General features: G+C 61.0%; 22 protein-coding genes. 5 read left to right on the top strand and 17 right to left on the bottom strand.

The annotated features are described in order from the left end of the window. Positions 1 to 105: 105 nt before the first annotated feature. The 12 genes from V3388_RS04920 to V3388_RS04975 form a co-directional block, all read right to left on the bottom strand. Complete coding sequence (locus V3388_RS04920; protein WP_336366404.1) at positions 106 to 507, bottom strand: GFA family protein; 402 nt, start codon at positions 505 to 507, stop codon at positions 106 to 108. Positions 508 to 533: 26 nt separating this feature from the next. Continuing rightward, positions 534 to 1,382: a glycerophosphodiester phosphodiesterase gene (locus V3388_RS04925; protein WP_336366405.1), complete on the bottom strand. Its 849-nt coding sequence runs from the start codon at positions 1,380 to 1,382 to the stop codon at positions 534 to 536. Positions 1,383 to 1,410: 28 nt separating this feature from the next. Next, positions 1,411 to 3,195 (bottom strand): sulfatase-like hydrolase/transferase, encoded by a 1,785-nt coding sequence (locus V3388_RS04930; protein WP_336366406.1) that lies wholly within the window; start codon positions 3,193 to 3,195, stop codon positions 1,411 to 1,413. A 158-nt stretch (positions 3,196 to 3,353) separates the two neighbouring features. Continuing rightward, positions 3,354 to 3,755, bottom strand: coding sequence for a hypothetical protein (locus V3388_RS04935; RefSeq protein WP_336366407.1), 402 nt, complete (start codon positions 3,753 to 3,755; stop codon positions 3,354 to 3,356). Continuing rightward, the gene (locus V3388_RS04940; protein WP_336366408.1) at positions 3,748 to 4,143 is read right to left on the bottom strand and encodes a hypothetical protein; all 396 of its coding nucleotides are present in this window, start codon (positions 4,141 to 4,143) and stop codon (positions 3,748 to 3,750) included. The genes V3388_RS04935 and V3388_RS04940 overlap by 8 nt, the downstream gene beginning before the upstream one ends. 223 nt (positions 4,144 to 4,366) lie before the next feature. Further along, positions 4,367 to 5,992 (bottom strand): phytoene desaturase family protein, encoded by a 1,626-nt coding sequence (locus tag V3388_RS04945; protein ID WP_336366409.1) that lies wholly within the window; start codon positions 5,990 to 5,992, stop codon positions 4,367 to 4,369. Next, positions 5,989 to 6,609, bottom strand: coding sequence for a TetR/AcrR family transcriptional regulator (locus V3388_RS04950; protein WP_336366410.1), 621 nt, complete (start codon positions 6,607 to 6,609; stop codon positions 5,989 to 5,991). The genes V3388_RS04945 and V3388_RS04950 overlap by 4 nt, the downstream gene beginning before the upstream one ends. Positions 6,610 to 6,704: 95 nt before the next feature. Then, complete coding sequence (locus tag V3388_RS04955; RefSeq protein ID WP_336366411.1) at positions 6,705 to 7,445, bottom strand: DUF5602 domain-containing protein; 741 nt, start codon at positions 7,443 to 7,445, stop codon at positions 6,705 to 6,707. A 406-nt stretch (positions 7,446 to 7,851) separates the two neighbouring features. Continuing rightward, entirely contained in the window at positions 7,852 to 8,853 is a 1,002-nt protein-coding gene (locus V3388_RS04960; RefSeq protein ID WP_336366412.1) for an aldo/keto reductase, read from the bottom strand. 145 nt (positions 8,854 to 8,998) lie between these two features. Then, entirely contained in the window at positions 8,999 to 9,535 is a 537-nt protein-coding gene (locus V3388_RS04965; protein ID WP_336366413.1) for a DinB family protein, read from the bottom strand. Further along, entirely contained in the window at positions 9,532 to 9,759 is a 228-nt protein-coding gene (locus V3388_RS04970) for a hypothetical protein (RefSeq protein WP_336366414.1), read from the bottom strand. Before V3388_RS04970 ends, V3388_RS04965 begins: the two co-directional genes overlap by 4 nt. Before the next feature lie 101 nt (positions 9,760 to 9,860). Beyond that, positions 9,861 to 11,039 carry an alcohol dehydrogenase family protein gene (locus V3388_RS04975; RefSeq protein WP_336366415.1) on the bottom strand — a complete coding sequence of 393 codons (1,179 nt, stop codon included), beginning with the start codon at positions 11,037 to 11,039 and terminating at the stop codon, positions 9,861 to 9,863. Between the two features lie 115 nt (positions 11,040 to 11,154). On the opposite strand from V3388_RS04975, the gene V3388_RS04980 reads away from it, so the two are divergent. After that, complete coding sequence (locus tag V3388_RS04980; protein ID WP_336366416.1) at positions 11,155 to 11,331, top strand: DUF6435 family protein; 177 nt, start codon at positions 11,155 to 11,157, stop codon at positions 11,329 to 11,331. A gap of 45 nt (positions 11,332 to 11,376) precedes the next feature. Here the strand turns inward: V3388_RS04980 and V3388_RS04985 are convergent, their stop codons facing one another. From V3388_RS04985 to V3388_RS04995, 3 genes are read right to left on the bottom strand one after another with little or no spacing between them, the layout of a single operon-like run. After that, on the bottom strand, positions 11,377 to 11,862 hold the full coding sequence (locus V3388_RS04985) for a VOC family protein (protein ID WP_336366417.1): 486 nt from the start codon (positions 11,860 to 11,862) through the stop codon (positions 11,377 to 11,379). A 17-nt stretch (positions 11,863 to 11,879) separates the two neighbouring features. After that, positions 11,880 to 12,263, bottom strand: coding sequence for a YciI family protein (locus V3388_RS04990; RefSeq protein WP_336366418.1), 384 nt, complete (start codon positions 12,261 to 12,263; stop codon positions 11,880 to 11,882). Then, positions 12,260 to 13,135, bottom strand: coding sequence for a YciI family protein (locus tag V3388_RS04995; protein ID WP_336366419.1), 876 nt, complete (start codon positions 13,133 to 13,135; stop codon positions 12,260 to 12,262). The genes V3388_RS04990 and V3388_RS04995 overlap by 4 nt, the downstream gene beginning before the upstream one ends. A gap of 278 nt (positions 13,136 to 13,413) precedes the next feature. On the opposite strand from V3388_RS04995, the gene V3388_RS05000 reads away from it, so the two are divergent. Genes V3388_RS05000 through V3388_RS05015 form a run of 4 tightly spaced genes read left to right on the top strand, consistent with a single transcriptional unit; the run spans position 13,414 to position 15,724 of the window. Further along, the gene (locus tag V3388_RS05000) at positions 13,414 to 14,367 is read left to right on the top strand and encodes a CsgG/HfaB family protein (protein ID WP_336366420.1); all 954 of its coding nucleotides are present in this window, start codon (positions 13,414 to 13,416) and stop codon (positions 14,365 to 14,367) included. Continuing rightward, positions 14,367 to 14,681, top strand: a complete 315-nt coding sequence (locus V3388_RS05005; protein WP_336366421.1) for a hypothetical protein — start codon at positions 14,367 to 14,369, stop codon at positions 14,679 to 14,681. Before V3388_RS05000 ends, V3388_RS05005 begins: the two co-directional genes overlap by 1 nt. Further along, positions 14,678 to 15,034 carry a DUF4810 domain-containing protein gene (locus V3388_RS05010; RefSeq protein WP_336366422.1) on the top strand — a complete coding sequence of 119 codons (357 nt, stop codon included), beginning with the start codon at positions 14,678 to 14,680 and terminating at the stop codon, positions 15,032 to 15,034. The genes V3388_RS05005 and V3388_RS05010 overlap by 4 nt, the downstream gene beginning before the upstream one ends. Before the next feature lie 3 nt (positions 15,035 to 15,037). Beyond that, entirely contained in the window at positions 15,038 to 15,724 is a 687-nt protein-coding gene (locus V3388_RS05015) for a GNA1162 family protein (RefSeq protein WP_336366423.1), read from the top strand. A 436-nt stretch (positions 15,725 to 16,160) separates the two neighbouring features. Here the strand turns inward: V3388_RS05015 and V3388_RS05020 are convergent, their stop codons facing one another. Both V3388_RS05020 and V3388_RS05025 read right to left on the bottom strand, forming a co-directional pair. Further along, positions 16,161 to 16,901, bottom strand: a complete 741-nt coding sequence (locus V3388_RS05020; RefSeq protein ID WP_336366424.1) for a substrate-binding periplasmic protein — start codon at positions 16,899 to 16,901, stop codon at positions 16,161 to 16,163. Positions 16,902 to 17,058: 157 nt separating this feature from the next. Continuing rightward, positions 17,059 to 18,282 (bottom strand): RNA polymerase sigma factor, encoded by a 1,224-nt coding sequence (locus V3388_RS05025; protein WP_336366425.1) that lies wholly within the window; start codon positions 18,280 to 18,282, stop codon positions 17,059 to 17,061. Between the last annotated feature and the right edge of the window lie 22 nt (positions 18,283 to 18,304).

The raw sequence follows: 18,304 nt of genomic DNA on the forward strand, positions 1-18,304 counted from the left end.
CGGGGAATGGACGGATAGGTAATCCTACGTATGTGCGGGCGATTGCACGGCCTGGCGCCGCCCGGTGACGGACGAGGAGGGAGCAGAAGCGGCGGGCAAGACCGCTCAGGCCGGGCGTTTGCCGGGATACTGCGGGTAGTCGTCGAGAATCTCGTACCAGAGGGGGCGGTCGTCGGTGAACGCGTGCACCTGTTGATTCACCCGCAGAGGCGTATCCAGCGTGCCCACCCTCAACCGAAGCACCTCGGGCAGATCGTCCCGGGCACTGTACAGCGGGCTGCCGCACTCGCCGCAGAACGCGCGCACCTTGCCGGGGGATGCGCTGAAGGTTTTCAGGCAGCTCCGCCCGGCGGTCAGCGTGAACCGCCGGGCGTCGACGGGCGCAACGGCCACGAAGGCGCCGCCCTGGGCCTTCTGGCACTGGTGGCAGTAGCAGCGGGACAGCTCGTGGATCTCGCCGTGGTATTCATAGGTAATCTGGCCGCACAGGCAGCTGCCGGTATGCATGGGTGTACTCCCGCGTTTGGGCCGGATCAGTCCGCAACCGGCGCGTCGGTGGTGCGCTCGGTGGCGCAGCTGTTGTAGGCATAATAGTCCCGATCGGTCAGAACCACAGCGATCCGCGGGTTCTCCGCGTACAACTCGAACGCGTCCCGGTCGTTCACCGTGCTCACCAGAATGGGCACCTCATCGCCAAAGGCCTGCTGCACTGTGCGGGTGTAGCGGTCGTCGTTCATGGACAGCGCGCTGAACGGGCCGAAGGTGTAGGCGAGCTTCATCACGTACACGTTGCCCCAGAAGATCGGCGCCGAATAGCCCGCCTCGTTCGGGCTGATCATATAGCTGGTGTGCACGCCCCGCTCGGCGAGCCAGCCCAGGTAGATGGGGTTGCGAGATTCCACCAGGGCGCGGTCGGTCATACCGTGCCGGGCCAGAACCGTGGCAAGACGGTTGACGGCATCGTCCGCCTGCCAGGGCCAGAGGCCGCTCAGGTCTTTCGCATCCAGCCAGAAATACACCTGGGGCCCTATGGCCTCCAGCATCTGGTCCAGGGTCAGGGTCTGGCCGTTGGTGGTCTGGTAGGGGCGGTCGTGGGAGACCATGAATTGCCCGCTGTCGGCGTCGTACAGCACGTCGATTTCCACCCCGCTGGCGCCCCGGGCAATGGCCCGCTGGACGCTGCCGACGGAGTCCTCCTGGCCCTCGCCGACAAACCCCCGGTGGGCCCAAGCTTTCTGGCACCCCTCAAACAGCACCGGCGCTTGCCGGGCGGCGTGCGCGTAGGCCTGGTTGATCCAGCCCGGCGCCCAGAGCCGGATGGCCAGGGCGATAAGAACCAGCAGGGCGGGTATCCAGTAGCGCTTTCGGGTCAGGCGGGGCATGGCAGCGTTCTCTCGCTCAAACAATGGATTACAGCGTCGGCTTCCGGGGGGCGGACAACGTTGGCGCAGTGCCGGCGTCCGGGGCATGGGCCAGGGTCTGTTCCGGTGACTGGCACGGCTTCGGCTTGTCGGTCTGGCTCAGCAACTGGCGGCCGCAGAAGATCAACTGATTGTTCTTCTCCACCACCACCTCGTAGAAATTGTCCTCATACAGCTTTTCGCTGTGGAAGTAGTGCACGTTGGCCTGGGCGTTCGGGTTCACCAGGTTCTCGCCCATCAGCGAGAGCAGCCAGTGGCCCAGTTCGTAATGGCTCAGGTGGTCGTAGTCGGGCAGCGGGTAGGCGGTGTCCGTCGGGTTGTCCCGGGTTTCGTCAATCACCATCGGCACGTGGGAGACCGCTTTGGTCAGCCGGTTGTGGCCCCACAGGCCGTTTTCCCCGAGCATCTGGCCGTGATCGGAGGTGAGCACCCACACGGTGTCACCCTTGAGTTGCTTTTCGAGCTTGGCCCGGGCATCCCGGTACAGGTCGTCCAGGTACAGTAGGGCGTTGTCGTAGGCGTTGGCCCGCTTTTCCGTGGGCGTCAGCCCGGAGCCCTCGGTGGGCCAGGCCTGGTAGCGGGGGTTGTCCGACTGGTCGTAGTTGGCCCGGTACGGGGAATGCACACTGCGCAGCACAATGGCGATAAAGTTTTTCTTACCCCACTGCTGCTGGTCAATCCAGCTGAGCAGGGCCCGGTCTCCGTTCTCGGTCACCTCAACCGGATTGTCTTCCCTGGTCAGCGAGACATCCAGGAACCGGCTTCCCACACCATTGAGCATCTTGGATTCGTGGGTGGAGAGCCAGAAGGTTTTGTAGCCGTTGGCTTTGGCCTGCCGGAACAGGTTGCCGATACCGCGTTCAAGCTCCGGCACGTTGCCCGGCTCATTGATCACGTTGAACAGCAGCGGCAGGGAGGCCCCGGTGGCCACGGAACTGGCAATGCCGCGAATCACGCTGGCCCTGGGGTGCTGGGCAATCGTCTCCAGGTAGGGCGTAGTATCCCGGTCATAGCCGTAGACGCTCATACGGTCATAGCGGGTGGAGTCGGGCACCACCAGCACAATATTCTCCGGCGCATCCGCCATGGCGTCGCTGATGATCTGATAGGGTTGGTAGTCTGGGCGGTCCACGGCGACCTCCCGGCCGGCCATGCGGGTAAAGTAGTAGCTGAACACGTTGATGGAGTTGTGCAGCGAACTTCGGGTGGGCCCGGGCATAAACGAGATCATATCCCGCCGGGTGGCGCGCTCGGGTTTGCTGCCCAGCACCAGAATCACGATCAGCAGCGCGATCCACGAGCGCGGCAGGTTCCAGCGGGGCACGCCCCAGTTGAACACCACGAACAGCGCGCCCCAGGGCAAGCCCCAGGCCACGAGCGCGGGCCAGTGGTCGGCAAAGGCGTAACTCAGGGTATGGTTGATCTCGCCCCACTCGGACACCAGCTTGCTCAGATCGAACGGCGTGATTGGCGACCCCACGAACGAGATGTAGCTGAGCTGGAACAGCTCCATGGCGGCAAACAGCACCAGCACCAGATTGATGAACCAGCGCCGGCCGCTCAGCCACAGGCATAAATTGATCAGCCACAGCACCAGCACGTACTTGAATTCAAGCTCGGCCTGATTGTTGGGGGTGTACAGCTGTTGCAGGAAATCGTCCGACAGCATCAGCAGGGTGGTCAGCGTCGGCAGAAGCAACCATTTGGCCACGCGAGCCAGAATGGGATGTTGTGCCAGCCAGCGATGCAGGAGAGGGTTGGCGGAAGCAAGCAAAATAGGGTTCCCGGAGCCAGAGACATTAGCCCGCAAGCATACCTGCAAACCCCGCGTCGCCTCTACCCGCGGTGGTGTGCGCCGCGGTTCGCGCAGAAACAGGGTATGAAAGGGTTTGCAGGCCCAGCGGTGGCGGCCGGACCGGACACTGAGGGCCCCTACGAGCGACGACGGCGGTGCCAGAACAGCAGGATAAGTCCGAGTACTGCAAATGCGCCGGACAGTGCGGTGCCCATGGTGTAGTCGTTAAAGAAGTTGTTCACGGGTTGGCCCGTGACCCGCTGCAGATCTCCGCTGGCGTCCATTAACCTAAACCAGCCAATCACAAGCACATCGAGGACCGGAACACCAACCAGCAAAACGCCCAGGTGCAGACGCCACCCCAGGAATCGGTTCACGGCCAGCCCGCCCAGCAGGAAGGGAAGCGCGAGAGCCAGATATATCAGAATCATCGTCGCCTGCGCGGGACTTGGGCCAATATCCATAAAGCTCGCGAACAGAGCGGTCTGCACCAGAAGCCCGGCAAGGGCTTCCAGCGTAATCGCGATGACCTTACGCATGCACCTCGTCCGAACCACCGCGGAAGAACGCGCTTGCCTTGGGGCGGAACACCAGGACGATAATGATCAGGGAAATGATCACCCCGGGAAGAAGGGACGTGGGTGCCTGAGTGGTCACGCCGGTGATGACGAGGCCAATCACTGTGACCGCAACGTACAGTGCGCGTGACCAGCCTTTGCCCTTGAGCATCCCGATACCGGCGGCAAAGGTGGCCGCGGCATTGATCAGCGTGATGATCATCAGCGTCATGGGTGGCAAGGACGTCGTCTGCTTGAGGGCGTCCAGCAGCTCGGAGTTGCTCATGTAGTAGGGGACGGCTACCAGCGAGAGGCCGGAAGAAATCAGCAAAAACCAAGCAATGACGGTAATCGATGTGGGGCGTTTCATATCATGACGTCCTTTTCGTATTGATGGTCGGACTCAGCCGACGCGCGGGTTTCCCGCCAGCTGCGGGTGCGGGTGTTTCCAGGTGGATCACGAGGTCCTCAGTGCCCGGAACACGATTTCGGTTGTTCGGTCGGCAGCTTAGCGAATGCGCCCGGCAAGGGCCAGCACTGAGGGCCGGTTTCATGACGCGGCCCTCGGTTTATCTGCAGCCCGAACCGTTGGATTACCCCACAAACATTCGCTTCGCCAGCGGCAGACCTTTCACGCCGCTGACGGCCACGGTGGTCATCAGCCCGCCAATCATGGCGCCCACCACGCCGCACGTGAGCACATCCTGGCCGGTGAGGTAGAGACCGGGAATGCGGGTCTTCGGGCGCAGCCAGTCCTGCTCGAAGCGGTCCGGGGTGTGGTCCAGGCCATAGATTTCACCGCGCTCGTAGCGGCAAAAATAGTCCGTGGAAAGGGGCGTGGACAGCTCATAGTAGTCCACCTTGCCTTTCAGGTGGGGCAGCTTCTCGTACAATTTGGCGAGCAGGCGCTGGGCGTAGGCCTCCTTTTTCGCCTCGTAGTCCTCGCCCCGCTTGCCCCAGGGTTTATCGGCCCAGGCCTGGTACCACTCATAGGGGCCAGGGGCGACGATTTCGATGGTGGCGCGGCCGGGATAGCGGGCGGCGAAGCTGGGGTCCTTGGCGCTGGGGAACGAGATGTAGGTGAGCGGGATGTCCGCGTGCTCCGGGTCTTCCCAGAAGCGGGCGAGCTGGCCTTCGTAATCCGCGCCCGGATAGAGCCAGAGGTTGGTGCGCGGCAGGTTCAGGGCTTCCGCGGTGTCCTGCAGGCCGATGTACAGGCACACGCTGGCCATGGACCGTTTCACCCGGGTGAGGTGGCTCTGGTAGTCCACCCGATGCGGCGCGTCCGCCGGCAGCAACTTGCCAAAGGTGTTGAAAACGCCGGCGTTGCTGATCACCACCGGGGCCCGGACGGTTTCGCCATCGGCCATGGTCACACCTACCGCCTTGCCGTTTTCCACCACAATGCCGGTGACGTCCGCGTAGGTGAACACCTCACCGCCGCCCTGTTGCACCACCGGGATGATGGTCTTGGCGATTTCAGACGCGCCACCAATGGGGTAGTAGCCGCCGTGCAGGTAATGACGTGCTATCAGGGCGTGAATGAGAAAGCTCGATTCGGCCGGCGGCAGCCCGTTGTCGCCCCACTGGCCGGCCAGCACCGCGATCAGGTCCTGGTTGCTGGTGAGGCTTTCGAGCACCTCCCGGGTGGTGCGGTTCAAAAACGCCGGCGCGCGTCGTTTGGCCAGCGCCCGGAACGGGCCGGTCAGCGTTGCCGGCATCAGCTTGGCCAGCACCACGCCGGGCATGGCCCCGGACACCTGCTTGAGGTACTTCAGATAGGTGTCGATGGCCTGTTCCTCGCCGGGAAACGCCGCCTTTAGGGTCTCGGCGAAGGCCGCCGGGCCGGCCACCAGGTCCACGTGTCGGTCCCCCAAGTAGATGCGGTCGTAGTGGCTGTCCATGGCCGCCCACTTCAGTTGCCCATCGGTGATGTGATCAAACAGGCGCCGGCCCAGGGTGTGCTCGGACCCCATATCGCCGATGTAGTGCACGCCCACGTCCCATTCATAGCCGTTGCGATCGTAGCTGTGGGTAAAACCGCCGGCGGTGTAATGCTGCTCGAACACCGCCACCTTCTTGCCCAGTTTGCTCAGGCAGGCGGCTGCGGTAAGGCCGCCGATGCCGGAGCCGATCACGATGGCGTCGTAAGGGCCGTTCAGGCGGTTGGACCGGTAACGGCGGCCGACGCGGAGGGTGCTGGGTTTGGGGCTGCTCATGATGTGGTGTCCTCGGGTTGGGTGTCCGGCCCGTTCCGGGAGCCGTCCATTAACAGGGTCAGTACGCTTTCGGCGAGCCGTGGCTCGGCGTCGGCGGCGGGCAGGTGCCCATCAATCATCAGTTCCGACAGGCCGTGCACGAGGGACCAGGCGGTGGCCGTCATCAGTGGCAGAGGCAAGGGCTTGAGGTAGCCCCGGCGCTGGCCGCTGGCCACGGTGTCTTCCAACACCTTGAAGGCCGCTAACCCGGCTTCATCCAGACGCGGATGGGCGCCCCGGGGCAGGATTCGGCCGCCGAACATCAGCCGGTACAGGTTGGGCTCGTCATTGGCAAACGCCACATAAGCGAGGCCAATCTCCAGCAACGCCCGGCGGGGTTCCGTCTGATCCACGGCCAGCAGGCGTTCGCGGAGCCACTCAAAACCGGTGACGGCCAGCTCGGCCAGCAGGGTTTCTCGGTCCGCAAAATGGCGGTATAGGGCCGGCGCGCTGACGCCGATCTGCTTGGCGATCGCCCGCAGGCTGATGGCGGTGTCGCCGTCGGCCCGCAACACCTCAAGGGCTTGCTGGTGGGCTTGCTGGGGAAGGTCGCCGTGGTGGTAGGCGGCTCTGGTCATGGCGGCTCGGACGCTCTGGTGATTCAAAAGTTATTGCCGTTAACATTGTTAACGGCAATAACATCACAGGGCGTGCCGGGTGTCAACGGGCCGTTTTAAAATCCGTTGAATCGCTCCAGATTCTGCAAGGACACGGTGATTTCGTCCCGCCCTGCATCGAAGCCGATCCGGTAGCCGGTGGGGTACCAGCCCGGATAGCTGTATCGCAGAGGCTTGGCCACGGCGGTGGTCACCTCCGGCCGGGACTGCAGGAACGCCAGGGAGACCATGGGTTCCACGAAGGTCAGTGCCCCCTTGTAGTAGCCGTAAATAAACGTGTGGCTGAACGGCGCGCCGTGGAACTCACCCCCGGCCGGGTCAACGCCGTGAAGCCCCATGTGCTCCACCGCGGTATCGGGTGGCACCACGTAACCGGCGGGCACCAGTGCGGCCTCCGGTGGAGCCAGGGCCTGATCGCGGTCGGCGCCCTGGAAACTCACGGTTTCCCGCTCCTCGGGTGTGATCAGATAGAAGTGCACGTCAAAATGCGGCACCGAATAGACCCCGCTGGGCGGGTGGCCCGCCGGGTTCCAATCAAGCACCACGTGGTCAAACCCCGTATACGGGCCGTCTTCCGGCATGGGCACGGTAAACTCCCAGGCCATGCGGCCCGGTTCGGCGTTGGGCAGGCCCTCAAGGGCCGCTCGGGACAGCACCACGGAAACCGACGCCGGATCGCCCGCTGCCGTGGTGCTCACCACCAGGTGCGCGGTGCCATTGCCCACCGTCACCGGTGTGCCGGTGTAGGTTGTCGGCTCGGCAGCGAGCGCCAGCGCTGGGGCACTGAACAGGGCCATTGCCGCCCACCAGCGGCCGGTATGCCGGGGTTTGCTGAGTCGGTCGCCCAGTGGGTTTAGTGGTGGATCGCTTGGTGAATCACTCTGGGGGGCAGGCCGAGAAATACGTAAAAAGCTTTGCCGGGAAAGTTGGAAAGCGTCGGGTGCAGTAACCATGGTCTCACTCCTCCGTGACAGACGCACAGGCTGATTGCGAAGGCCACACGGGCCCGTCTGCCATGCCGTTCGGGCGGACATCGGAGGGAGATCAAGGAGGGGGAACCGGGCCGACAGCAGGAAAACACGTCCATTCCGCGCTTGTGCTCACGACCACCGACCGGACTACCGGCAGGCTCCCTTTGAGTCTAGCACTGGGCAAGAAAAAGGGAGAGCCGCGAGGGCTCTCCCTTTTGTCTCGGGGCGGCGATCAGGCCGCTTCATCCCGGGCCGGTGGCGCCATGAACTCCGGGCCGACCGGATCCTGGATGTGTTTAGCCAGGATCTCATCGATGGCTTTCAGCGCCCCGGTATCCAGCGACCAGCCTTCAATCTCGCTGATCGGCGCCAGCTGCTCGGGCCGGCGGGCACCCCAAAGGGCCGTGGTCACGCCGGGCCGGTCAATCAGCCAGCGCAGGGCGAGGGCCAGCACGTCCTTGTCGTAGTGGGACCGGGCAAACTCGTCGAGCGCCGCTACCGCATCCAGGTACTGCTGGAACCGGTCGCCTTGGAACTTCGGGTCATTGTTGCGCAGGTCGTCACCATCGAACTGGCTGTTTCCGTGCATCTTGCCGGAGAGCAGGCCGCGGCACAGGCCGCCGTAGGTGATGGTGGCGATGCCCTGTTCGTCGCAGTAGGGCAGCGTTTCCTGTTCAATCTCCCGCTCAAACAGATTGTACGGGGGCTGCAGGCTGTGCAGCGGGGCAAACTTGCGGAACTCATCCATCTGCTCAGGGGTGAAGTTGCTCACGCCAATGGCGCGGATCTTCCCGGCCTTGAGCAGGTTCTCCATGGCCCGTGCGGTTTCTTCCATGGGGGTCTTCGGATCGGGCCAGTGAATCTGGTAGATGTCGATATGGTCCGTCTGCAGTCGGCGCAGGGAATCCTCGATCTCTTTCTCGATGCGCGCAGCGGTGGCTTCCCGCCAGACCGAATCGTGGTCATCCGACCAGTTCATCGCCACCTTGGTAGCGAGGGCCACTTTGTCCCGCCGACCGCCGGCGAGCGCCTTGCCCACGATTTCCTCTGATCGGCCAAAGCCGTAAACCGGCGCGGTATCCACCAGGCCCACGCCCCGGTCGATGGCTTCGTGAATGGTATCGATGGATTGGGCTTCGTCCGTGCCGCCCCACATCCATCCGCCAATCGCCCAGGTGCCAAGGCCCACTGGGGTAACCTTTACATCGGTGTTGCCAAAGCTTCGGGTTTCCATAACACCTCCTGCTTGAACCGGAATGTGCTTTTCAACCTAACAACTCAGTACCAGGGCCGCAACCGGGGCCCATCCGGGGTAACCCGTACCTGGTGGGTTCGGGGGAGGCCGGGTTGCCGGTGTTGTCGGCGGAGGGGTGGATTGCTCAGACGGCTTCCGGAATCAGCGCCAGCAGGTCGGTCACGCCCACCTCCACGCCGGCCTGGGAGAGCAGGGTGGTGGTCTGGCCGCGATGGTGGGTCTGGTGATTGAAAAAATGCAGCAGCAGGCTGGAAAGTCGCTTTTGATGGGCGATTCCCTGGGTGTTGTGGTAGTGGACCGTCTGTTCCAGATCCGTTTTGGACAGCGAGGCGACCCAGCGAAGAATCTGCTCATCCAGCCACCGGCGGTGCTCGCTGAGTGCCGGCAGCGAGTCAAACAGCGTCTGATCCAGGCCGACAGGGTCCGGCAGGGCGGCCACTGCCTGCAATGGTGCTCCGATAGTGGGCTGGGCGGCAAACCGCTTCAGCCAGAGCCGATCCGCCACCGCCAGGTGATTCAGCGTGCCGAGAATGGAGCCGAAGAAGGCGCCCCGATCCTCCGCAATCGCTTCGGCGCTGAGCGTGCCGGCCGCCTCGTAGAGTTTCTGGTTCATCCACTGGTTGTAGCTGGCCAGCAGCTGAAACGGGGCACTCAGGGTCATTGCGGTTCGCTACCGTTTTCCTGCAGGGTGTCCCGCCGGTTATCCCGCGCGGTGAAGCCCCAGCCAACGGCCGTCAGCAGGATCAGCCCGGTAATGATGGGCGATACCTCACCCCAGGACACCACCGCCGCAATCACGGCGGCCACGGCGGCGCCCGCGCAGAGTTTCCAGGAGTAGCCGCTGGTGCCGTGTTTTTTTTCTGGTTGGCTGGGCAGATCGCTCATGGGCGCCTCATCGAAGGTCAAGGAAGAACGGCAAAAGGCACTCCGGATGGGCGGTGCCTGAAGCCCCAGTATGCCCCTGATTCGCCGGTAAAGAGAAGCGGCTACCGGGGTGGGACCAAGACAAAATTGCCGACATGGGTTTTCAGCAGGAAGGTCTCCTGCGCAACGGCTATGTCTTTCAGCTCAAACGCTTTCGCAACCAGCGGGCGTATCTCGCCGCGCTCGATGTAGCCGATGAGGTTCGCAAAGACTGGCTCATCCCACGCGGTACATCCGATCAGCGTTAAATCCTTGAGGTAAAAGTCACGCAGGTCGATGCTGGCGATCGGGCCGGCAATCGCGCCGGATGAGGCGTATCGGCCGCCGCGTGCCATGATCTTCAGCAGAGCGCCAACCTGATCACCGCCGACATTGTCGATAACCACATCCACCGACCCGTCCGGGAGGCCAGCAGACAGGTCCGTGCCCCGGGCAATAACCTGATCGGCGCCCACGTCCCGCACGGCGTCAAGCTTGTGCTTACCGGCGACGGCAATGACGTGGGCCCCTCGGCGCTTGGCCAATTGAACAACCGCAGACCCGACCCCGCCGGACGCCCCGGTAACCAACACCCGGTCAGCGTTGCTAACGCCGGCCCGGTGCAGCATGTTTTCCGCCGTGCCGTAGGCGCAGGGAATGGTTGCCAGCTCCACATCGCTCCAATCGCAGTGTATTTCAAACACTTCGCTGGCCGGCACGGAAACGTACTGCGCAAAGGCGCCGTCAAAATCGGAGGCCATCCAGAGGTTGTCCAGAGAACCAAAGCCGTTTGACCGCATACACGGTCGAACAAGAACGCGTGCTCCGATGGCGGGTCCCGTCGCACCCCGGCCCCAGGCAGCGACCTCTCCGCAACAGTCCGTACCCTGAATGAACGGAAACGGCGTGGATTCGTTCCAGCCGCCGTCCTCAAGGGCAGGATCGTTGCCCGCTTCGGAGAATTGCTCGGTGCCAGCGCGAACCGATGAGGAATACCAGCCAATCCGCGTGTTGATTTCGGTGTTATTCACTCCGGCGGCCAGCACCCTTAGCAGAACCTCGCCCGGTCTCGGCGTTGGAATGGGGACATCCCGATAGTCGAGCTTCTCGTAACCACCGTTGCCCGTCGTGACAACGGCTTTCATCGTCGGTGGATTTCCCCGGACATCGAAGCGCCCGGGATCGGGGCGTTGCAGATAGGATAAATCAGGCATGCGTGATCCAGCGGGGGTATGAAAAACGTGAAGCCGGAGCACCGGCACAGAGACGCCAAATCAGCTTATTACGAACACCCGGCAAATCCAAACGCCGCTGCCGTTAACCCCTTTTCCCGGGCCAGTCGTACACATTCAGACCGAAGTCCAACCGGAGCACTTTATGTTTTCCATGTTCAAAGGCGACCCCGCCAAGAAACTCAAAAAACAGCGCGCCACGCTGCTTGAGCAAGCCCTGCAGGCCCAGAGGAAAGGGGACATCCGCACCTACTCCGAACTCAGCGCCGAGGCCGATGAGGTGTTCAAAAAAATCCAGGCGCTTGAAGCCTCACAGGGCTAATGAAAGCGCCCGCCGGGCCAGCTTGCCGCTTGCCCGACGCAAGCCTCACCCCCGTCGCGCCGCTTCAATCGCGGCAATATCAATCTTCTGCATGGTCATCATGGCATTGAACGCACGCTTGGCGGCCGCCGGGTCCGGATCGCTGATGGCCTCGGTCAACGCCTTCGGCGTGATCTGCCAGGAAATCCCCCATTTGTCCTTGCACCAGCCGCAGTCGCTTTTCTGGCCGCCGTTGTCGATGATGGCGTGCCAGTAGCGATCCGTCTCGGCCTGGTCGTCCGTGGCCACCTGGAACGAAAACGCCTCGTTGTGTTTGAACATGGGCCCGCCGTTCAGGCCCAGGCAGGGGATGCCCAGCACCGTGAACTGCACCGTCAGCACGTCGCCCTGTTTGCCGGCCGGGTAATCGCCCGGCGCCCGCCAGACGCCATCGACGGAGGAGTCCGGAAACACACTGGCATAGAACCGGGCCGCCTCTTCGGCGTCGCCATCAAACCAGAGGCAAATGGTGTTCTTTGCAATCGCTGTCATGATCCTTCTCCTGTCATTCAGAGGCCGGACCCGCCGGCCTGATTGCCCTCGGCTTTCAGCTCCCGGGCCGGGCGTACTTCAATGGAGCCGTAGCGGGCGGGAGGAATTTTCGCGGCCAGCGCGATGGCCTCATTGAGGTCCCGCGCTTCCAGCATGTAAAAGCCCGCCAACTGCTCGCGGGTTTCCGCGAAGGGGCCATCGGTCACCGAGGTCTTGCCATCGCGCACGCGCACGGTGGTGGCGGTGTGGGTGGGCAGCAGCGGCGAGCCGGTGATGTAATGCCCGCCCTCCGTCAGGTTTGCCACGCAGGCCATGCACTCCTGATTCAGCGCATCCCATTCCTGCTGGGACATGGCCGCCATGATGGTCTCGTTGTAGTACACCAGCGCCAGATACTTCATTTTGCAGCCTCCCCGGTGGCTCCGGCACGGTCTGGCATGGGCACCTCCACATCGCCGGGGAAATTGATCATCCACGGGATGTCGAACCGGTCCACAACGGCGCCAAAGCGCTTGGCCCAGAAGGTTTCCGCCATCGGCATACGCACGGTACCGCCCTCGGCCAAGGCGGCAAACGCACGCTCAGCTTCGTCAGCGCTGGCCATTTGCAGCTGCACGGAAAAGCCCTGGGGTTTCTGGTACCACTGTTCCGGCGCGTCGCAGCCCATCAGGTACTGATCGCCCAGGGTCAAGTGAGCGTGCATGATCTTGCTCTGCCAGTGGTCGCCGACCCCGGCCGGCTCCGGCGAATCGCCGAACGTCATCATGAAATCCACCGAGCCTCCGAGTAGGTCGGCGTAAAACCGGAACGCATCCGCGCAATGGCCATTGAACTGCAGGTAAGGGCCAAGGTTGCGGGGCCGTCTGCCGAGGCGCTCACCGAGGGCCTCATGCACCGCCAGGCCCTCGCCCGGTTCGAAATCCTCCATCCCGAACACCTGGCGCACTTCCAGCCGGGCGTTGCCGTCCGCATCGGAGGCGGGCCAGCGCTTGACCCATTCGATGGCCTCCTCACGAGACGCCACGTCAATGAGGGTGAAGCCCGCCACCAGCTCCTTCGTTTCCGCGAAAGGTCCGTCGATCACCGTAGGTTTGCCGTTTTGGAAATCGACCCGGAAACCGAACGCGCTGGCCTTCAGCCCCATGCCGTCCACAAACACGCCGGCGTTGGCCATGGCTTCGTTATATCGGCCCATGTCCATCAGCAGTTGCTGCCCGGGCATCACGCTGGCTTCGGTGTGTGGATCGGCCTTTCGAATGATCATGAATTTCATGGTGTGCTCCTTCCTGGTTCGACGGGGGTGGTTGGGTGCCGGAACGTCGTTAACGTTTTCCGGCTCTTATATCTCTTAGTCGAACGGCGATCGTGGGAATCGACAGGTTTGTAAGACTATTTCTGGGTGCTGGGGGGCCGAGAAATCAGGGAAAATAGAAAGCTATCATTTCGGACATTTTTCACAGAATATTACAAACTATTTAATATTTATTTTGAGAATGCGTTTTTGCTTGTCTACTATGCCGTTTGCGTACACAGACCGATAAGGAATTCAGAATGAAAAAAATAGGAGCAACACTAGCGCTTTTCAGTGCGCTACTGTTGTCGGCTGGTTGCTCGACAGTTACCCAGCCCGTAGAAAATTCCCTCCCTCAGAAAGCGCAAGTGAGCCCGGTGCTTGCAGAGCAAGGCAAGACGCTGAAACGCAAGGTTGCGATTGCTCGCTTCAGTAACGAAACAAAGCACGGCAATTCTTTCTTGCTTGATAACAATAACGACCGAATCGGCAAGCAAGCGATGGATATACTTTCTGCCCGGCTCACTGAGACCGGCAAGTTCTTAATGCTGGAGCGAGCGGATCTCGGGAAAGTGCGTGAGGAACAATCTCTTGATGATCTTGATAGTCAGCGAGTTGGTGCCGATTATTTGATCATCGGGTCGGTGTCAGAGTTTGGCCGTAGTACCGAGAGCGAGGTTGGCATATTCAGTCGCAATAAGGTTCAAACCGCCCGGGCCAAGGTAAATGTTCGCCTCGTCGACGTGCACACAGGTCAGATTGTATTTGCTCAGGAAGGTGCGGGCACTGCGACTGCTGAAGCGAATCGAGTTTTCGGTGTTGGGAATACCGCTGGCTACGACAGCAGCCTGGATGACGCTGCGCTCTCTTCAGCTATTTCCAAGTTGGTCAGTGAGCTTATTGGCAATCTGATGGACAAGCCCTGGAGAGCTTACATTATTGGCCATCAAGATGGTTTCTACCTTGTTACTGGCGGAAAAGCTCAAGGCATCGAGCTTGGCGATACCTTTCCAGTGATGCAGCCGGGTAAAAAGGTTAAAAATCCACAAACCGGCATGATGATTGAGTTGCCGGGCACGCAGGTTGCGACGCTAAAAGTCGCTTCGTTCGCAGGCGAGGGCACCAACGAGATTTCTTTGGCCACCCTAGTCGATGGAAATCTGACGGATCGGGAGCTGGATAAGCTCATCGTCGCTGAGACAGAGGACAAATAATGAAACGGACTTTAGCCATGGTTGCGCTGCTTTTCTTGTCGGCTTGTGGCACCTATCGGGCGAGCACAGAAGTTGCTGAAAGCGCGCACCTTCAGTTCATGGGCAACCCCGAAGGTGTGGTGTTCGTGTTGGACGATAATCTTCAGCGTATTGTTTCTGAAGGCGCCAGCTATGATCTGAACGGAATTCAGGCTACTCGTTATACCGCACAACCTGGCACCCACGTACTGCGCGTCGAAAAGAACGGGCAACTATTAATTCTCAAAAAAATCTATTTGTCGTCCGGTGATGTCTACGAGGTGAATCTCCCATGAAACTTGCGTTATCAGTAGTGTTCCTAATTAGTGTGCTCAGTGGCTGCGCGGTCAATTCTAATGTTCCGCCTACCCATTTCTACTTTGGTAGCTATGCAACGACACTGTATGAGTACAAAAAGGATCCATCGGAGCAGACGAGAAACGCTCACATTGCGGAGCTGAGACGAATCATCAGTTACAGCGGCGAGCACAATCTTATTACACCTCCGGGTATTCACGCCGAACTTGGTCAGTTCTTGTTAAAAAGCGGTGATCAAGCAGCTGCGATTAACGAATTCAAAGCAGAGCAGAGCCTTTATCCCGAATCGGAAAAGCTCATGTCTCTGATGATCGATACAGCCCAAGGATAACGCATGATCAATACGTTTAAATTTATCGTTCTGGCGGTGATTATTTCATTGACTACCGCGTGTGCAACTCAATCAAACCTGCTCTCGAAGCAAGAAGCTTATCCAGTCATGTACGATGAGGATATCAATTCCATCGTTGTCGTTCCTGCGATCAACCATTCGACGGCGGCGGATGCGCCAATCCTTTACCAAACAAGTGTAGCTGAGCCCTTAGCTTACATGGGGCATTATGTGATGCCGATTGAAGTTACAACCGAGTTGTTGCATGAGCAGGGCGTATCGGACGGTGAGCAACTAGTTGATGTTCCCCCACAGAAGTTCGGTGATTTATTTGGCGCCGACGCGGTTCTTTTTGTAACGATCGACAAATGGGATACCAACTATTATGTCGTCGGCGGCAATGTGACAGTGGGGTTGCACTACGTTCTCCGTTCCACCGCAACTGGTGCGCAATTGTGGAACTACCACAGCGAACAGGTTGTGGACACGTCTGATAACTCGGGTAACGGTCTTCTGGTCGCACTCATTGCTACAGCCATCAAAACCGCAAATCAGGATTACCTGCCTATTGCTAAACGCGTGAATAACATTGCGATCAGCACTCTGCCGTATGGAAAATACCATCCGCAGAGTGGCAAAGATGGCGCTTTAAAGGTCGTGCCTGTAAACAGCATAGCGGCTGATCATTAGGAAAGGATGCCCAACTATACAGTTTCAGGGGTAGGAACCAAGCCGGTATACGTCCGGGTTGGTTCCGTCTCAGGGCTGATACGAGAAGTCCCTAGATCTTCAGAAATAGTTGTTTTTCCAGTTGATTTGGCGCTCTCAATTGTGAGTGACGAGGTCTCCTGGGATGCTCGGCGGAAAGTAGCATGCCATTGTTCATGTCATCATTATTCTTCCTGTCTTCAGTATGTCTTTTCCAGGTACCGATTGAGCTGAGCCATTATCGAGTTCGCCGAATCTGAGGCGTGCCTCGTCGGCGATTTTCTGGACGCTCAGGAAATCCCTTTAATTCACGCGCTCTTTGAGTTTGACGCGGATGAATATCGGGTCCCATGTTTCTTATCGTTGAACCGAGCGGGTACGAAAACGATTGCTTTCGCAAAGCGGGCAGCCAGTCTCCTTAATGATCCACTCGAATCGAGACGGGCCGGTCAGGCGGCGGTAGGCTTTCAACGAGGGCCTCAACGTCAACGTTGTGGGCAGCGAAAAACGCCTCCGCCGCATCAATGAGCGTGGTCTCAGTTTTCAGGATACCGAGGTAGACCGGCCACTCGGTGTCAATCAGGCCCGTGTGGAACCGGCTGGGATCGACGTTGATCTGCCGGGCCAGAAACCGGAACTCCACGTCGTTCATCACGATGTAATCGCAGCGTTTACTCAGAAACATCCCCAGCATCTGCTGAGCGTTATAGCCATCGCGCCGGACCAGGCCGGCGTCGATCCGCTGCTCGAGAGCATCGCTGTATACAAACCATTTGCGCAGGCAGACGCTGCCCTGAAGGTCCTCGAAGCGTTCCGGCCGCCGTCCGGGCTGTGCGAACACCCGGTCACGCCAGGTCAGTACCGGGCCAACGGCGTGCATCTGGTCCGGTAGCGGCATCCACAACGGGTTGGCGAACACGGCGTTGGCCCGGCCTTGCTTGAGGGTCCAGGCCTGGCGCTTGCGGGGAACGGGCCGGAAACGCCCGGCAATGCCGGTCTCCCGGGTGAACTCGTGGATCACCTCCACCAGAATGCCTTCGCTGAGGTTATGGCCGTAGTAAAACGGAATGAATCCCTCGTCGGACCCCATGATCTGGAGCGTCTGGCACCAGGCAGAGACGGACCAAAGGGCGCCGATGATCAACAGGCTTATTCTCATTATGTTCTCTGTATCAAGGGCGTAGCGTCGTTCATCAAGCCGCACTCTTCTAAGCTAGCCTATTGCGTCGGAGTCCTGAACCCGGAACGCCGACATTTTGCAGTCTTTTGCGGAGCGGGAGCTGGCTCCTTGTGCCCTCACTGCCCGAGTGGCCCGGTCAGGCAAGGTCGGACAGGCGGGCCTCGAGAAACCGGCGTTCCGGTGCCTGCGTGGCCAGATCAAGCGCCCGCTGATAAGCGGCCCGGGCTTCATCAACGCGCCCCAGGCGGCGGCAGAAATCCGCCCGGGCCGCGTGGGCAAGGTGATAATCCAGCAGAAGGCCTCGGGCAAACAGCTCGTCCACCAGCGCCAGCCCGTGCTCCGGGCCCTGGTGCATGGCCACCGCCACGGCGCGGTTCAAAGCGACCACCGGCGAGGGTGCGTGGTGCAGCAGGGCATCGTACAGCCCGACGATCTGTGCCCAGTCTGTTTCCCCCGCGGACGGTGCCTCGGCGTGCACGGCCGCAATGGCGGCCTGCAGGGTAAAGGGCCCGAAACGGCCGCTGCCCAGGGCCCGCATCACCCGGGTGCAGCCTTCACGTATCTGGCCCTGGTGCCAGAGGCGGCGGTCCTGCTCTTCGAGCACTATCAGGTCGCCCGCCGCATTGCTGCGGGCGTCCCTGCGAGCGTCGTGCAGCAGCATCAGCGCCAGCAGCCCCTCCACCTCCGGCTCCGGCAGCAGCTCGTGCAGCAACCGCCCTAGCCGGATCGCCTCCTGGCTCAGCTCGTGGCGCACCAGCCGGTCGCCGGCAGAGGCGGCGTAGCCCTCGTTGAATACCAGATAGATGACGTGCAGCACCGCGTGCAGCCGGTCCGGCAACTGCGCCTGGGCCGGCACCTCGTACGGAATCCGCGCGTCCCGGATTTTCGCCTTGGCCCGCACGATGCGCTGCGCCAGCGTGGACGCCGAGGTGAGAAATGCCCGGGCGATCTCTTCCGTGGTTAGCCCGCACACTTCCCGCAGCGTCAGCGCGATCTGCGCCTCCACGGAAAGCCCTGGGTGACAGCAAGTGAAAATCAGGCGCAGCCGATCATCCACGATGTCCGGGGCTTCATCGGGGAGGTCTTGCGCGTCGGCCTCCAGGTCCCGGGCCATCAACTCCAGCGACGCATCAAACCGCGCCCGCCGCCGAAGCTGATCAATGGCCTTGAAGCGCCCGGTGGACACCAGCCAGGCCCGGGGGTTGTCCGGCACGCCGTCTTTCTGCCACTGCTGAAGCGCGGCGGCGAACGCCTCCTGCATCGCTTCCTCGGCCAGGCTGAAATCGCCAAGCAGGCGAATCAGCGTGGCCAGAACGCGGCGGGACTCCTTAAGGTAGATCTCGTTGATCGTGTTTTGCATACGCCTGGCACTTATACCGTAA

This window comes from Marinobacter sp. C2H3 (assembly GCF_037080155.1).
Lineage (GTDB): Bacteria > Pseudomonadota > Gammaproteobacteria > Pseudomonadales > Oleiphilaceae > Marinobacter.

Coding starts and splice junctions, on each gene's coding strand:
- V3388_RS04920 (WP_336366404.1), bottom strand. CDS start 507: ATGCATACCGGCAGCTGCCTGTGCGGCCAGATTACCTATGAATACCAC.
- V3388_RS04925 (WP_336366405.1), bottom strand. CDS start 1,382: ATGCCCCGCCTGACCCGAAAGCGCTACTGGATACCCGCCCTGCTGGTT.
- V3388_RS04935 (WP_336366407.1), bottom strand. CDS start 3,755: ATGCGTAAGGTCATCGCGATTACGCTGGAAGCCCTTGCCGGGCTTCTG.
- V3388_RS04940 (WP_336366408.1), bottom strand. CDS start 4,143: ATGAAACGCCCCACATCGATTACCGTCATTGCTTGGTTTTTGCTGATT.
- V3388_RS04945 (WP_336366409.1), bottom strand. CDS start 5,992: ATGAGCAGCCCCAAACCCAGCACCCTCCGCGTCGGCCGCCGTTACCGG.
- V3388_RS04950 (WP_336366410.1), bottom strand. CDS start 6,609: ATGACCAGAGCCGCCTACCACCACGGCGACCTTCCCCAGCAAGCCCAC.
- V3388_RS04955 (WP_336366411.1), bottom strand. CDS start 7,445: ATGGCCCTGTTCAGTGCCCCAGCGCTGGCGCTCGCTGCCGAGCCGACA.
- V3388_RS04960 (WP_336366412.1), bottom strand. CDS start 8,853: ATGGAAACCCGAAGCTTTGGCAACACCGATGTAAAGGTTACCCCAGTG.
- V3388_RS04965 (WP_336366413.1), bottom strand. CDS start 9,535: ATGACCCTGAGTGCCCCGTTTCAGCTGCTGGCCAGCTACAACCAGTGG.
- V3388_RS04970 (WP_336366414.1), bottom strand. CDS start 9,759: ATGAGCGATCTGCCCAGCCAACCAGAAAAAAAACACGGCACCAGCGGC.
- V3388_RS04980 (WP_336366416.1), top strand. CDS start 11,155: ATGTTTTCCATGTTCAAAGGCGACCCCGCCAAGAAACTCAAAAAACAG.
- V3388_RS04985 (WP_336366417.1), bottom strand. CDS start 11,862: ATGACAGCGATTGCAAAGAACACCATTTGCCTCTGGTTTGATGGCGAC.
- V3388_RS04990 (WP_336366418.1), bottom strand. CDS start 12,263: ATGAAGTATCTGGCGCTGGTGTACTACAACGAGACCATCATGGCGGCC.
- V3388_RS04995 (WP_336366419.1), bottom strand. CDS start 13,135: ATGAAATTCATGATCATTCGAAAGGCCGATCCACACACCGAAGCCAGC.
- V3388_RS05000 (WP_336366420.1), top strand. CDS start 13,414: ATGAAAAAAATAGGAGCAACACTAGCGCTTTTCAGTGCGCTACTGTTG.
- V3388_RS05005 (WP_336366421.1), top strand. CDS start 14,367: ATGAAACGGACTTTAGCCATGGTTGCGCTGCTTTTCTTGTCGGCTTGT.
- V3388_RS05010 (WP_336366422.1), top strand. CDS start 14,678: ATGAAACTTGCGTTATCAGTAGTGTTCCTAATTAGTGTGCTCAGTGGC.
- V3388_RS05015 (WP_336366423.1), top strand. CDS start 15,038: ATGATCAATACGTTTAAATTTATCGTTCTGGCGGTGATTATTTCATTG.
- V3388_RS05020 (WP_336366424.1), bottom strand. CDS start 16,901: ATGAGAATAAGCCTGTTGATCATCGGCGCCCTTTGGTCCGTCTCTGCC.
- V3388_RS05025 (WP_336366425.1), bottom strand. CDS start 18,282: ATGCAAAACACGATCAACGAGATCTACCTTAAGGAGTCCCGCCGCGTT.